We start from the raw sequence: 13820 nt of genomic DNA, 5'->3' as shown, positions 1-13820 counted from the left end.
CCTTCCGTAATGTAGCTCTGATTTGGTTTTTGTTTTCCTCAAAAACAGTCTAACCAAATTAACCTACGGTGTTACGAGTAAGGAGCTAGTTTCGTTCATGATAACTCGGGCTTTGCCCTGCGGGGTCTCAACTTTCCCGCAATTCCCGCAGGAGTCGAGCACCTTCCGTTCCAATCAACTGTGTATTAAAAAAAGAGCCTCTCTAATCAAGGTAAGAGAGGCTCTTTCGTATAGAAATATTTTAATGAATTTGTACAAATGGTTCCTGGTCCACTTCTTTGACGATGGTGGCTTTCAGACCCTTAGGAGTTTTTACATAAAGGTAAACCGGTGTGTGTGGGAAGTAATCGACGATTTCAGGACCAATGGCCTGTGCAAACCCTATTAATTCGGTTTCTTTCACCATTCCTGTATGTACATCGATGACCAGTTTATTTAGCGTTTCCTTCCTATATAGTCCTTTACCTACAAACTCAATATCCTGATGAGCGAAATACTTTGACACATAATCTTCAAGATCCCGGATTCGGTTATATAAATCCCGGTCTTTCTCTTCGCCTTCATCACTCGGGAAGTAAAAATATTTATCGGAAACATCGTCCCAGTTTTTGATTTCCCTATCGTTCTCATCTAAATAGGTCGTGGCAATATAGTTTCCTGGAACCACACTGTTTAAAGGTTGTAGTTTGAAAATCGAAATCATGATGGGTACATTTTTCAATTCATTGTTTGCCCTTACACGACTTGCGACTGTATTGGCTACTTTCTTTCCGTATTCTTCCATCATCTTCTCGTTAATGTTAACTTCGTCAAAATGCATAAGCTTCTTATCATCTTCCACCCTGATATAATCGATGGAATTCATCGCAAGACCAAGGGAAATTCCCTTGATTTTCCCGTCTGCGTCTACATAATTCTGCTCATGAATATAAGCAAGGTACATGGGGTTTTTCTTTTCCATCTCCATCTGCTCTTCCCATGTCATATCATCTGTGATCGCCAATTCAGGGTTAAGGCCAGCCTTATTGGTTTTAGACTTCCTCCCTAACCATGAGTTTAAATTCTTTAAATACTGCCCTTCCTGGTAGACATATTTTTCAGGGGAAAAATGTTCAGTGGATAAAGACATAAGGCCCGTCTCAATTTCATCCATGTCACTGCGGTTGTTGATTGTCATTGTAATCAGACCGCGATTCACCGATTTTTTTTCTTTGTTAACTTTATAATTTAAATATTCACGTGCATCACTTGCTGCACTATTTTGAATTTCAAGCGTTTCTTCATCTATCACTTCTTGAGGCTTATTGCTGCATCCGGCAATAAGAATCAAAAGGGACAGAGATACAATCATCCATTTTTTCATATGACTCCCTCCGGACTATATTTTATCATACATTACATTTCAATCCGCCTGATAATCTTTAAGTTTTTATGAATTCACAAAAATAATTCCAATATCCTACCTGATCACATTAAAATCTACTGTACACTCCATGAGATCTGGATGCTCGAACAATAGAAAAAGCACTCATCACCTGAGTGCTTCCATCTATTACTTCATGTTCTTATTCATTGCATTCATCATTTGATTGATTTTCTTCTGTGATGGTTTTTGTCCCATTTGCATCATCATCATGCGTAACATTTGCTCGTTGATTGGTGGATTTTTCTTTAGGTAGCTCATCATATATTTACGAGCAATGAAAAATCCTAGTGCAACTCCGGCAAGTAATGCCAGAACTCCTACTAGAATAAGTAATCCAGTCGTTCCCATACTCTTACTTCCTCCTTCATGTTGTCCTTTTAAAAGTGTACTAAACCCTGAAACATTATACAATATTTTGGTCGAAATTTCATATTAATATATAAACTTTCTTTGTTTTATCGGTTTTAACCAGCCAAAACGTTCATTTTTGATATCCATTGCCAATAGCTGGCCCATATTCCTCCGTAAAATTTCAAAAAAGATATATTCAGATTCATCGTGCCCCCAGGCATTCAAAGACATCGACTTTTCATTCAAGACGAGTGTCGCCCCTGATTCTTCTCTTTCGATTGTTGCAACGGAGTTTATCCAGGCTGCCCCTTCAACCTTCGTGATTTCGTGCTGAAGGAGTCTTTGTGTAGGAAGGTATGGAATCGGTTTCGTAATGAAATCTACTTGTTTCGAGACAATATCGTGAAGATCACCTGTACTCGCTTCCCAATCAGAAAACAATTGATAGAACATTCTTTCACGACCGTAGTAATGTTGAACAAACAACTCTTCAATCCAATAGATTTGATAATTTCGCACCTTTACTCCCTCCTACCTTTCTTTCATATAGTATAAATCAACTAGAAGGGAGTCATTGTCATAAATTGTTGAAAATCTGCACTAGTTTTGTCGAACCTATTCTATCTCCCCTGAACGTTAAGGGGGTATCGAAGTATTTATACGTTACTTATTCTATACCCAATCTCTTCCACCTTTACTCCTAATGTACTCAGCGAAAAGAAAAAGGCCAACTCCTTAGAGAGTGTAAGGAGCTGACCTTTTCCATTCACGATTATTGAAGTAGAGCTTTGATTCTAGATACTACATTTTCAGAAGTGAAGCCATATTCTTCCATTACTTTCGCTCCTGGGGCAGATGCACCATACCCATTGATCGCCAGGATGTCACCTTCATCACCAACGTAGCGATCCCAGCCCATTGGAGATCCCATTTCGATAGCCAGGCGTTTTTTCACGCTCTTAGGCAGGATGGATTCTTTGTATTCTTTTGATTGCTTTTCGAAGCGATCCCATGAAGGCATGCTCACAACTGAAACACTGATGCCGTCTTTTTCAAGTGCATTTTGTGCTTCTACCGCAAGATGCACTTCAGAACCAGTCGCAATCAACAGGGCATCAGGCTGTTCTTTACCCGAAGCAGAGACAACATATGCTCCCTTGTTTACCCCGTTATAGGCTTTATCAGCCGTACCTTTAAGCGTTGGAAGGTCCTGACGGGATAGAACCAGCATCGTAGGCTGATCTTTCGATTCTAATGATAATCTCCAGGCTGCAGCCACTTCATTACCGTCACCAGGGCGTATGACTGACAGGTTAGGCATTGCACGAAGGGATGCAAGCTGTTCAACAGGTTCATGGGTAGGTCCGTCTTCTCCCACAGCGATACTATCGTGTGTGAATACATACGTCACTGGTAAGCCCATTAGAGCCGCCAAGCGGATAGCAGGTCTTAAATAGTCACTGAAAACAAAGAATGTCCCACCGAATACATGAAGTCCTCCGTGTAGAGCCATACCATTCATGGCACCACCCATACCGAATTCACGGACTCCAAACCAGATGTTACGGCCTTCATAGGATTCAGGCATGAAATCTTTCTCATCTTTGATCATCGTTTTGTTGGAACCAGCAAGGTCAGCTGATCCACCGATGAATGAAGGAAGATTTTTGGCGATGGCGTTCAACACTTCCCCTGAAGAAGCTCGGCTTGCCAATGCTTTTCCTTCTTCATATACCGGGATGTCTTTATCCCATCCTTGCGGGAGTTCACCTTTGATCGCCGCTTCTAATTGAGTGGCTAGTTCAGGGTGTTCCTCTTTGTATTTAATGAATTGGTTGGCCCAATCTTGTTCTTTCTCAGAGCCAGCTTGTTGGATTTTTTCCTCAAAACGGTTGTAAACCTCATCAGGCACATGGAAATCCTGATCGAATGTCCATTTGTAGGCTTCTTTCGTAAGCTTCATTTCATCTTCACCCAGAGGTGCACCATGAACGGCAGATTTACCTGATTTATTAGGGGCACCGTAACCAATGACTGTCTTGACTTCAATCATTGTAGGGCGGGATGTATCTCCTTGACCTTCTTCAATCGCTTTGGAAATTTCATCAAGATCATTTCCATCTTCAACTCGGATATACTGCCATCCGTATGATTCAAATCGTCCCTTAACACTTTCAGAGAATGATTTATCCAAGTCTCCGTCTAGTGAAATATCGTTGGAATCATAAAGAACAACAAGGCGGCCTAATTTTAGATGTGCAGCCAACGAAGCAGCTTCAGAGGAAACACCTTCCATTAAGTCCCCATCTCCACAAATGGAGTATGTAAAGTGATCGACCATATTATATTGGTCTTTGTTATATGTAGTGGCCAAATGTCTTTCAGCTAATGCCATACCAACTGCCATTGCAATCCCTTGTCCGAGTGGACCAGTTGTTGCTTCTACACCTGGAGTATGCTTGTACTCCGGATGTCCTGGAGTCTTACTTCCCCATTGGCGGAAATTTTTAAGATCTTCCATTGAAACATCGTAACCAGAAAGATGAAGTAGGCTGTACAACAGCATCGAACCGTGTCCCGCAGATAAGACAAAACGGTCGCGGTTGAACCATTCTGGATTTTTAGGGTTATGATTCATGAACCTTGTCCAAAGTGCATACGCCATTGGAGCTGCCCCCATAGGCATTCCCGGGTGACCGGAACCTGCTTTTTCAATCGCATCGATTGATAATGTACGAATTGTATTAATTGCTAATTGATCTGTGTTATCAAACATATGTCAGACATCCTTCCTTTTAATGTACCTTATTAATATTAATCTTCTTTGATAGTTTATACAACTATCTTGAATGATAACATGACTTTATGATCGTTGAAAATAAAAAACCCTCTAAATTTCATAAGGGAGGAATATGAATCAAAAAAACTTCCATGACCTTTCGAAATTGGCCTGGAAGTCTTTTTGATTAATGCATTTTTTTCTTAGTCTGTATATCTTGGATCTTTTTAGGTGTTACTTCATTTCCTTCCGGATCAAAGATTCTTGTATTTTCAATTGTACCCTTCATCGATTGACGGAACGTTTCTAGATATTCTTTTCTAAGTTTGGTCTGTTCTTTCGCTTCCTGCTCAGTTAGTCCGCTACTTTTGGACTTTTTGGCAAGTTCATTGATTCTATTCATTTTTGATTTTGAAAGCATCTATAAAAACTCCTTTATTGCATAGTTTGCAAACTCTAAAACATGACTAAAAGCAGTGTATTACACTACCGTCATGTTACTAGAATAAGGGAGATAAAACAAGGATTATGTATGTTCAAGCGACGTCATATATTCCTTGAAGCGTCTATGTACCGTAGCTTTGGATACATCGTATCCGAATCCCCTAAGAGTAGCAGCAATCTCAGCGAAGGTTAATTCATTTTTCCTTAATCGTACAATTTCCTCGACCGGCACTTCAATACGCTCCCTTCCTTCTACATTTCCTTTGTTTTTTAAATTTTTATGAGGTTGAAAGCCATTTTCCACAGCCCGCTTCATGCCCCGCTTAATTTTAAGGTTATGAAGTTTGCGTTGATATTCCTCCACCATACTGACAATGTTGATGACCATAGAATCGGATTCGGATAAATGTAATTCTCCACTATGGGTCTGGCTGATGATTTTCACTTCCTCTTTTAACAGACAGTGAATAAGGGCGATCTTGGCATTTCCCCTGCCGATTCTTGTTTCGTCCTGGATAAGCACAGCCTCAATTGATTTATCCCTGACCAGGTCCAAAAGTTCCAAAACACCTGGACGGTCCAACTCAAAGCCGCTCGCCTGATCCCTGATGACCGCAGTTACTTCATAATGATGTTCATGTGCCAATTTAATCAGTTCTTCTTCCTGCCGTTCCAAAGAAGTTTCCTGTGTATTTTTCTTGGTACTTACCCTGCAATAAATGACTGCTTTCATCTTCTATCCCTCTATTCTTCGTTCATGACCAGTTCGAAATCTGATTGGGTTGATATTGTTGGATTTTCAATAGGCAACACAAGTGATTCACCAGGTTTGATGGCAAAAGAGTTCAAATCGTTTTCTTCCCCAACCCAGGCGATAAATTCTTCCACTGTCATAGAATATTCTTCATTATACTGTTTGGCAATAGTCCAAAGAGTATCGCCCTCCTCTACTGTGATACTTTGGTAGGAAGGTTGATTTGTCATATTGATTAATAAGTAGCAAGCTGCTGAAAGGACTAAAACAAATAATATAATAATGTAAGAGAATCGATCCCAAATATGTGTAAACATAAAATTACCCCCATACGAATGTTTGTTCTGTTTTGTTATTTTTATTGTAATACGAACACTCGTTTGGTGTCAACAAAATTCGAACTTATGTTTGTATCAATAGTGGTGACATGCTATAATGGGAACATAAGATCTATAATAGAGGTGCGTGAATATGACAAAATTGTCGAAGAGACAGCAGGACATACTACAATATATTAAAGTCGCAGTCAGAGAAAAAGGGTATCCCCCTTCCGTACGTGAAATCGGGGAAGCCGTCGGTCTTGCTTCCAGTTCGACCGTACACGGACATTTAGCGAGGCTTGAAAGTAAAGGTCTGATCCGTCGTGATCCGACTAAACCGAGAGCGATTGAAATCCTGGACCTTGAAGAAGATACGATTCCGCGACAACGTGTAGTCAACGTTCCTTTAATCGGTAAAGTAACAGCAGGTCAACCGATTACGGCTGTTGAAAATGTGGAAGAATTTTTCCCTTTGCCCGAGCGGATGGCCCCTTCGGATGAGCAGGTTTTTATGCTTGAAATCATGGGTAACAGTATGGTCGAAGCCGGAATATTAGATGGGGATTTTGTCATTGTTCGCCAGCAGCAGACAGCGAACAACGGAGATATCGTCGTTGCCATGACCGATGAAGATGAAGCAACGGTAAAACGTTTCTTTAAAGAAAAGGATTATGTACGTCTGCAGCCAGAGAACTCAACAATGGAACCAATCATTTTGCGAAACGTCTCCATTTTAGGTAAAGTGGTTGGAGTGTATCGTCAAGTTCATTAAAAAAGGCATCCGGTATGCTAGGACATTTCCGGATGCCAATAACAGCCGGTTATCATAATAATAAAAAAAGCCTGAGGTTGGAAGCCGAAACATTCCATCCACAGGCTTTTTTCATATCGTTTTTTTCCCTGATCCCATCTCAGCCTGAACTTCTTGCAAAAAACCCTCAACGATATATCGTTGAGGGTTCCTGGTAATTAATACATTTGAATGTACTGTTCACGCTCCCAAGGATGTACTTGTGTACGGAACATATCCCATTCGATTTCTTTCGCTTCCACGAAATGTTCGAATATGTGTTCGCCAAGGGACTTAACAATTACTTCATTTGTTTTTAATGTTTCAAGAGCTGCATGTAGTGTTGCAGGAAGATCCACGATGCCTGCTTCTTCACGCTCTTTTTTATCCATTACATAGATGTTGCGGTCAATTGGCTTAGGAGCCGGTAGGTTATTCTTGATTCCATCTAATCCTGCCGCAAGTAATACAGCCATTGCAAGGTAAGGGTTTGCCGCAGGGTCGACACTGCGGACTTCAACTCGTGTGCTCAAGCCACGGGAAGCCGGGATACGGATTAGCGGGCTGCGGTTACGCGCAGACCAGGCAACATAGCAAGGTGCTTCGTATCCTGGAACTAAGCGTTTATATGAATTTACAGTCGGGTTTGTAATCGCTGTAAATGCAGTGGCGTGCTTAATGATACCAGCCAGGAATTGACGGGCAGTATCACTTAGTTGCAAGTCACCTTTTTCATCAAAGAAAGAGTTAACTCCATTTTTGAATAGGGACATATTACAGTGCATTCCTGAACCATTTACACCGAATAATGGTTTCGGCATGAATGTAGCGTGCAAACCGTGTTTACGGGCAATCGTTTTAACTACCAGTTTGAATGTCTGAATATCATCGCAGGCTTTTAATGCATTTGCATATTTGAAATCGATCTCATGTTGACCGGGAGCCACTTCATGGTGAGATGCTTCGATTTCAAAGCCCATTTCTTCAAGTTCCAAAGCGATATCACGACGGCAGTTCTCCCCTAAATCCGTAGGGGCCAGGTCAAAATAGCCACCGTTATCATTTAATTCTAACGTTGGTTCGCCATTTACATCTAATTTAAAGAGGAAGAATTCCGGCTCTGGCCCGAGATTGAAGTCAGTGAACCCAAGTTCCTCCATTTCAGCTAAAATGCGTTTTAGGTTATTACGGGGATCTCCCTCGAACGGAGTGCCATCCGGATTGTAAATATCACAAATCAGACGGGCTACCTTACCTTTTTCAGCTGTCCATGGGAAAACTAACCATGTGTCCAAATCAGGGAAAAGGTACATGTCTGATTCTTCGATACGGACGAATCCTTCAATGGAAGAACCATCAAACATCATTTTGTTATCTAATGCTTTTTCAAGCTGACTTAGAGGGATTTCTACGTTCTTGATCGTCCCTAAAATGTCGGTGAATTGTAGTCGAATGAACTTAACTCCTTCTTCATTCGCTAATCTTGCAACATCTTCCTTAGTATACTTTGCCATTTACGTAATTCCTCCTCAAGTTTATTAAAGGGTTTATTTAATGAAAGAAGCGGGACATATCTCCTTGACGAAGAGAAGATCGATTGAACCGACCTGAATGGATCAATTCATTGCGAAGTAATTTACGCAGCTCGTCGTCAGATAGATCCTGTCTTGCTTTTTCTTCCTTTTCATTACTTACGACAGATACGACTTTGCTTTCATTATGACCGGACACAGAAAAAATCTTCTTAATCCCTGCCATGTTGATACCTTGATCTAACAGATCCTTTACTTCTAATAACTTATCAATGTCATTCAAGGAAAAGAGCCGACGATTCCCCTCGGTTCGTGCCGGGTTTATCAGTTGATGCTCTTCGTAGTATCGAATCTGACGAGCCGTTAAGTCCGTGAGCTGCATGACAATACTGATTGGAAATAATGCCATCGTTCGACGAATTTCACTCCCGCTCATCTTGATTCCTCCTTTTGTTTTCCTTCTTGAGTTCATTATATGTAATGTCAGGAGTTCTGTCAATCAAATGTGAGTTTTTCTTACATAAGTAATCAAAAGAATTGGATAGTCCATTTTAGACTATCCAATTACTACTTTAATATCCTTTTTATATGGTGATTAAACCTTTTTCAATTAAGTTGTCCACCGCAGAGCAAACGGCTATTTTTACATGGGCGTATGTCAACCCGCCTTGAACATAAGCTACATAAGGTGGTCTTATAGGTCCATCGGCGGATAATTCAATGCTTGCTCCCTGAATGAACGTTCCTGCGGCCATGATGACATCATCCTCATAACCCGGCATATAGTTCGGATACGGCGTGAAATGAGAATTGATCGGTGAGGCTGCTTGGATTGCCTGGCAGAAAGAGATCATCTTTTCTCTGTCATCAAATTGCACCGATTGTATTAAGTCCGTGCGCCTGGCATGAGGTGAAGGGTCCGTGTTCATTCCGATCTCGGTCAGTAGAGCAGAAGTGAAGACCGCCCCTTTCAATGATTGCGCCACTACGTGAGGCGCCAAAAAGAATCCTTGATACATTTCTTGAAGGCTGTAGAGAGATGCCCCTGCCTCCGCCCCGATACCCGGCGAGGTCATACGGAAGGAACAGGCTTCTACATATTCTTTCTTTCCGACGATATATCCCCCTGTTTTCGCAAGGCCACCCCCAGGATTTTTAATAAGGGAGCCGGCCATTAGATCTGCCCCGACGTGACAAGGTTCTTTCACTTCGACAAATTCCCCGTAGCAGTTATCTACAAATACTACAATTCCAGGGTCAATCTCTTTAATGAAATCAATCATTACCTTTATTTCTTCAATTGTAAAGGATGGGCGGTTGGCATAACCTTTTGATCGCTGGATCCCAACCATTTTTGTCCTTGTTGAAATGGTCCGTGCCACCTTTTCGAAATCGACTTTTCCAGACTCATCTAAATCAACGCTCTGATAGTCGATATGGAAGTCTTTCAGTGAACCTGTACCCTTTCCCCGGCTTCCTACAATTTCTTCCAATGTATCATAAGGTTTCCCTGTTATGTACACCAGTTCATCTCCCGGCCGGAGTATACCAAACAAAGCGATGGAGATCGCATGGGTACCAGAAATGATCTGTGGCCGTACAAGTCCTGATTCTCCTCCAAATACATCTGCGTATATACTTTCCAAGGTGTCCCTTCCTGCATCGTCATAGCCATAGCCTGTGGACGGGATGAAGTGAGAATCACTTACCCGGTGCTTCTGAAACGCTCTTAATACGTTGAACTGGTTGCTTTCAGAGCGTTCATCGATTTTTTTGTGTATGTCTTTGATATCTGCTTCCACTTTCGTCACAAGTGACTGTAATGCCGTTCCGTTTACTAATTGTTCAAACATTCGTTGTTGTTTCCCTTCTACTTTTGAAATTTCTTGATGCTTCCTGCAATCGGATGATCTTCAAGGTGAAATCCGGTCATTTCATAAACTTGACTCGCTTCTCGGAATTCCAATTTTCTCAAGATGGTTTCACTCTTTAATTGGGCTAGTACCTTCCCTTCATTCACAGGGACAAATACGTGATAAGGTTGCATTTGATTCTTTACGATTTCTTCTATCTTAATCATTAGCTTCCCTCTGTCCTCTTCGTTCAAGGCACTTATGAGGATGGTGTCTGATTTGCTGTCGGGAACAAATTCGGGATCCATCTCATCCCGCTTGTTGTATACCGTGAGCTGCTGCAGTCCATCCATTTCCAGATCTTCTAATAAGGATTGCACAGTCTTTTCGTGTTGACTGTAGTCAGGATTTGAACTATCCACGATATGAAGAAGGAGGTCTGCCTCCTTTACTTCTTCAAGGGTAGATCGAAACGCCGCAACCAGCGAAGTCGGTAAATCTTGAATGAACCCTACGGTATCTGTCAGTAACGTGGCATATCCACTGGGCAAAGGCATTTTCCTCGTCATCGGATCCAAAGTCGCAAATAACTGATTTTCTTCATACGAATCAGCCATTGAAATTCGATTGAACAACGTTGATTTTCCAGCGTTAGTGTATCCGACGAGTGCTATCTGAAAAGCTTTGTTCCGCTTCCTTCTCCCGCGGTACCTTTCTCTATGATCAACGATGGTTTGTAATTGCTTTTTAATATCGTCAATCCTCTTATGGATGTGCCGACGATCACTCTCGAGTTTCGTTTCACCTGGCCCCCTGGTGCCTATCCCGCCGCCCAGCCTTGAGAGGGACGCCCCCTGACCGATGAGTCTCGGCAGCAAGTACTGAAGCTGGGCAAGTTCTACTTGTAATTTCCCTTCTCTTGAGCGGGCCCGCTGTGCAAAAATGTCCAATATCAGTTGTGTACGGTCAATCACCCTGCTGTTTAGTTCCTTTGATAAATTCCGAATCTGACTGGGGGATAGTTCATCATTAAAGATGATGATGTCCGCTTCAACCTGTTCTTCCAACAGGACCAGTTCCTCCAGTTTACCCTTTCCGATATACGTACTGGGATGGATCTTGTCACGTTTTTGAATCAGGGTGGCAGCAACTTGGCCTTGAGCTGTTGCTGTCAGCTCCTCAAGTTCCGTTAAACTATACTGAAAACGCAGGTCATCATCGTCCAGTTGACATCCCACCAGAATGACTTTTTCTAGATTTTCATTCTTCAAAAAACAACCTTCTTTCTTTCCGTTTCATTCTATTTCCCATCATATCAAATCCGCATCGTAAACTCTATGTAAAAAGCAATGAAAAATGGTTGCAAATAAGCACACACGTGTTAAAATCAGTATGTTTGATTATGACATAACACTACTTCAAGATTCTACATAATGGCATGTAGCATATTGTAATAGGGTGAGGAGGAATGTGTATGACTTGGGAAGTACTTAGTATCATCGGTACCATTGCTTTTGCTATTTCAGGAGCTATCATTGCCATGGAAGAGGAATATGATATTCTCGGTGTTTATATATTAGGGATTGTCACTGCATTCGGGGGAGGCGCCATCCGGAATTTACTGATCGGTGTACCCGTTTCTGCTTTATGGGAGCAGGGAATGTTGTTTCAAATTGCCCTTCTCTCCATTACAGCGGTCTTTCTGTTCCCCAATAATCTTTTGAAACATTGGAGGAAGTGGGGGAATTTCTTTGACGCGATCGGTCTATCGGCTTTTGCAATTCAGGGAGCTTTATATGCTTCTGAAATGAACCACCCCATCAGTGCGATCATCGTGGCTGCCGTTTTAACCGGTAGTGGTGGTGGAATGATCCGTGACCTCCTGGCTGGCAGGAAACCTTTAGTCCTCAGATCGGAAATTTATGCGGTATGGGCAGTTTTATGTGGAGCGGCGATCGGACTTGGTATAGTCAATTCAGCGTTAGAGCTATACTCCCTTTTCGTCATTACGACCGCTTTACGGGTACTCTCCTACCTATATAAATGGAGGTTACCCAATAGAAGTTTACGGGCTCATGTTTAATAATAAAAATGCATTCACAAGTGAATGCATTTTTTTGTTATTCGATTTACTAAGTATGGTGATCGGACGCCGTTTTAGTAAAGACCAGGTCATTGCTGCGGATGGTTAAGAGATCATGTCGATCGTAGCAATTCTCCAACAACAGCCTCATCGCTTGAGATCGTATCGATTTTTCAAGTACATTCCGAACATACCGTCCATTGGAAAACGCCATTGGAGATAATGTGTTTTTCGCTGCACTTAAATGTTCACGGATCTTTCTTTCGGCATCATGACTCAATAAGTATTGCTTTTCATCCAGCATCCTTTTGCCGATTTCCATCAGCTGATCTACAGAATAATCAGGGAAATGAAACACAAGGGGAAATCGTGATTGCAATCCTGGATTCAAGGTTAGGAAGTGCTCCATTTCCCTTGAATACCCTGCCAGGATTAAGATAAAGTCATGCTGCCTATCTTCCATATGTTTCACAAGGGTATCGATAGCCTCTTTTCCAAAATCCTTTTCTCCACCTCTGCCCAGTGAATACGCCTCATCAATGAAGAGGATCCCTCCCAGTGCTTTTTTCACTAAATCCCTTGTTTTCTGAGCCGTATGACCAATATATTCACCCACCAGGTCAGCCCTCTCTGCCTCGATTAAGTGTCCTTTCGAAAGCACGTTCATCTTTAAGAACAGTTTTCCGATGATTCTAGCCACCGTCGTTTTACCAGTTCCCGGATTACCTTTAAACATCATATGAAGAGCTTGTTTTCCGGCCTTCAGTCCCATGGCTTCCCGTTTTTTATTCACATATATCCATGCATAAATTTCTTTCACCATTTTTTTCATTTCTTCCATTCCGACAAGAGATCCAAGTTCTTCTTCAATTTCTTTCAACGCTACATGTTCTTGAGGGAGAGACTGAGGAGCCGAATCTACCGTTTCACGTACTGAACTTCTTTTTTGTGAGTTCAATACTATACTGATTTGACCGTTGTTTTTCATTCTCATTGGTTGATCCAAAGATTTCACCTCACCATTCTAAAGACAATATACGCATCTAAGGTATAAGGGTGATAAACGCTTGTCGTTTTCGTTATTTTTTTCGACAAATAAAAAGAATCCTGTCTATTCCTGCGCTTTCCCGAGAAATAAATAGAATTACGCTGTGAATGAATTTTTTATTTCGGACTCACTTATCTTTTGGAATACAGTTTGATAATCTCCAAAAGCCCTAGGTGATTACTATCTCAGGTTCCATTTTTTTCGTTTGTGAAGATATAAGGTGATGAAGATATAAGCCTCTCTATTATCCTATTCACCTACCGTACATTTCATTAATTATTCTTGCATTCAACAATCGGATCCAATATAAAAAGCTGCCACAAAGGCAGCTTTCAGACTGTAGACAAACCCCACCTTCACTTTAACCGAAGGTGGGGTTTTCTGATATTTTAAAAGATTTTTCTCCTGTTTCTAGGCTGGACATGGCCCTCGCCATGTCC

General features: G+C 41.6%; 14 protein-coding genes. 2 read left to right on the top strand and 12 right to left on the bottom strand.

Annotated elements, in window-relative coordinates:
- Positions 1-241 precede the first annotated feature (241 nt).
- The 7 genes from V8G47_RS20425 to yneA form a co-directional block, all read right to left on the bottom strand.
- Complete coding sequence (locus V8G47_RS20425) at positions 242-1363, bottom strand: CamS family sex pheromone protein (protein WP_336201643.1); 1122 nt, start codon at positions 1361-1363, stop codon at positions 242-244.
- A gap of 189 nt (positions 1364-1552) precedes the next feature.
- A complete protein-coding gene (locus V8G47_RS20420) occupies positions 1553-1774 on the bottom strand; it encodes a YneF family protein (protein WP_034759902.1) in 222 nt (73 codons plus the stop codon).
- Positions 1775-1858: 84 nt separating this feature from the next.
- Complete coding sequence (gene sirA, locus V8G47_RS20415; protein WP_336201642.1) at positions 1859-2296, bottom strand: sporulation inhibitor of replication protein SirA; 438 nt, start codon at positions 2294-2296, stop codon at positions 1859-1861.
- 253 nt (positions 2297-2549) lie between these two features.
- On the bottom strand, positions 2550-4553 hold the full coding sequence (gene tkt, locus V8G47_RS20410; RefSeq protein WP_336201641.1) for a transketolase: 2004 nt from the start codon (positions 4551-4553) through the stop codon (positions 2550-2552).
- A 190-nt stretch (positions 4554-4743) separates the two neighbouring features.
- The gene (locus V8G47_RS20405; protein ID WP_061811332.1) at positions 4744-4977 is read right to left on the bottom strand and encodes a DUF896 domain-containing protein; all 234 of its coding nucleotides are present in this window, start codon (positions 4975-4977) and stop codon (positions 4744-4746) included.
- A gap of 105 nt (positions 4978-5082) precedes the next feature.
- The gene (locus V8G47_RS20400) at positions 5083-5733 is read right to left on the bottom strand and encodes a YneB family resolvase-like protein (protein WP_336201640.1); all 651 of its coding nucleotides are present in this window, start codon (positions 5731-5733) and stop codon (positions 5083-5085) included.
- Positions 5734-5744: 11 nt separating this feature from the next.
- Complete coding sequence (gene yneA / locus V8G47_RS20395) at positions 5745-6071, bottom strand: cell division suppressor protein YneA (RefSeq protein WP_336201639.1); 327 nt, start codon at positions 6069-6071, stop codon at positions 5745-5747.
- Positions 6072-6225: 154 nt separating this feature from the next.
- Between yneA and lexA the strand changes: the two genes are divergently transcribed.
- A complete protein-coding gene (lexA, locus tag V8G47_RS20390; protein WP_336201638.1) occupies positions 6226-6846 on the top strand; it encodes a transcriptional repressor LexA in 621 nt (206 codons plus the stop codon).
- Between the two features lie 197 nt (positions 6847-7043).
- Here the strand turns inward: lexA and glnA are convergent, their stop codons facing one another.
- From glnA to hflX, 4 genes are all read right to left on the bottom strand, one after another.
- Entirely contained in the window at positions 7044-8378 is a 1335-nt protein-coding gene (glnA, locus tag V8G47_RS20385; RefSeq protein WP_336201637.1) for a type I glutamate--ammonia ligase, read from the bottom strand.
- 37 nt (positions 8379-8415) lie between these two features.
- A complete protein-coding gene (locus V8G47_RS20380) occupies positions 8416-8832 on the bottom strand; it encodes a MerR family transcriptional regulator (RefSeq protein WP_336201636.1) in 417 nt (138 codons plus the stop codon).
- A gap of 148 nt (positions 8833-8980) precedes the next feature.
- The gene (locus tag V8G47_RS20375; RefSeq protein WP_336201635.1) at positions 8981-10249 is read right to left on the bottom strand and encodes a methionine gamma-lyase family protein; all 1269 of its coding nucleotides are present in this window, start codon (positions 10247-10249) and stop codon (positions 8981-8983) included.
- A 17-nt stretch (positions 10250-10266) separates the two neighbouring features.
- The gene (gene hflX, locus V8G47_RS20370; protein WP_336201634.1) at positions 10267-11520 is read right to left on the bottom strand and encodes a GTPase HflX; all 1254 of its coding nucleotides are present in this window, start codon (positions 11518-11520) and stop codon (positions 10267-10269) included.
- 203 nt (positions 11521-11723) lie between these two features.
- Between hflX and V8G47_RS20365 the strand changes: the two genes are divergently transcribed.
- A complete protein-coding gene (locus tag V8G47_RS20365; protein ID WP_261751060.1) occupies positions 11724-12332 on the top strand; it encodes a trimeric intracellular cation channel family protein in 609 nt (202 codons plus the stop codon).
- 49 nt (positions 12333-12381) lie between these two features.
- On the opposite strand, the gene spoVK is transcribed toward V8G47_RS20365, so the two are convergent.
- The gene (spoVK, locus tag V8G47_RS20360) at positions 12382-13338 is read right to left on the bottom strand and encodes a stage V sporulation protein K (protein ID WP_061811328.1); all 957 of its coding nucleotides are present in this window, start codon (positions 13336-13338) and stop codon (positions 12382-12384) included.
- Positions 13339-13820 lie beyond the last annotated feature (482 nt).

The sequence above is a fragment of the Rossellomorea sp. LJF3 genome (assembly GCF_037046045.1).
GTDB lineage: Bacteria > Bacillota > Bacilli > Bacillales > Bacillaceae_B > Rossellomorea.
The sequence above is the reverse complement of the archived record's forward strand: the minus strand, read 5'-3'. Positions and strand labels throughout refer to the sequence as shown.

Excerpts from the sequence above, each read along its gene's own strand:
- V8G47_RS20425 (WP_336201643.1), bottom strand. The coding sequence starts at position 1,363 with ATGAAAAAATGGATGATTGTATCTCTGTCCCTTTTGATTCTTATTGCC.
- V8G47_RS20420 (WP_034759902.1), bottom strand. The coding sequence starts at position 1,774 with ATGGGAACGACTGGATTACTTATTCTAGTAGGAGTTCTGGCATTACTT.
- tkt (WP_336201641.1), bottom strand. The coding sequence starts at position 4,553 with ATGTTTGATAACACAGATCAATTAGCAATTAATACAATTCGTACATTA.
- V8G47_RS20405 (WP_061811332.1), bottom strand. The coding sequence starts at position 4,977 with ATGCTTTCAAAATCAAAAATGAATAGAATCAATGAACTTGCCAAAAAG.
- V8G47_RS20400 (WP_336201640.1), bottom strand. The coding sequence starts at position 5,733 with ATGAAAGCAGTCATTTATTGCAGGGTAAGTACCAAGAAAAATACACAG.
- yneA (WP_336201639.1), bottom strand. The coding sequence starts at position 6,071 with ATGTTTACACATATTTGGGATCGATTCTCTTACATTATTATATTATTT.
- lexA (WP_336201638.1), top strand. The coding sequence starts at position 6,226 with ATGACAAAATTGTCGAAGAGACAGCAGGACATACTACAATATATTAAA.
- glnA (WP_336201637.1), bottom strand. The coding sequence starts at position 8,378 with ATGGCAAAGTATACTAAGGAAGATGTTGCAAGATTAGCGAATGAAGAA.
- V8G47_RS20380 (WP_336201636.1), bottom strand. The coding sequence starts at position 8,832 with ATGAGCGGGAGTGAAATTCGTCGAACGATGGCATTATTTCCAATCAGT.
- V8G47_RS20375 (WP_336201635.1), bottom strand. The coding sequence starts at position 10,249 with ATGTTTGAACAATTAGTAAACGGAACGGCATTACAGTCACTTGTGACG.
- V8G47_RS20365 (WP_261751060.1), top strand. The coding sequence starts at position 11,724 with ATGACTTGGGAAGTACTTAGTATCATCGGTACCATTGCTTTTGCTATT.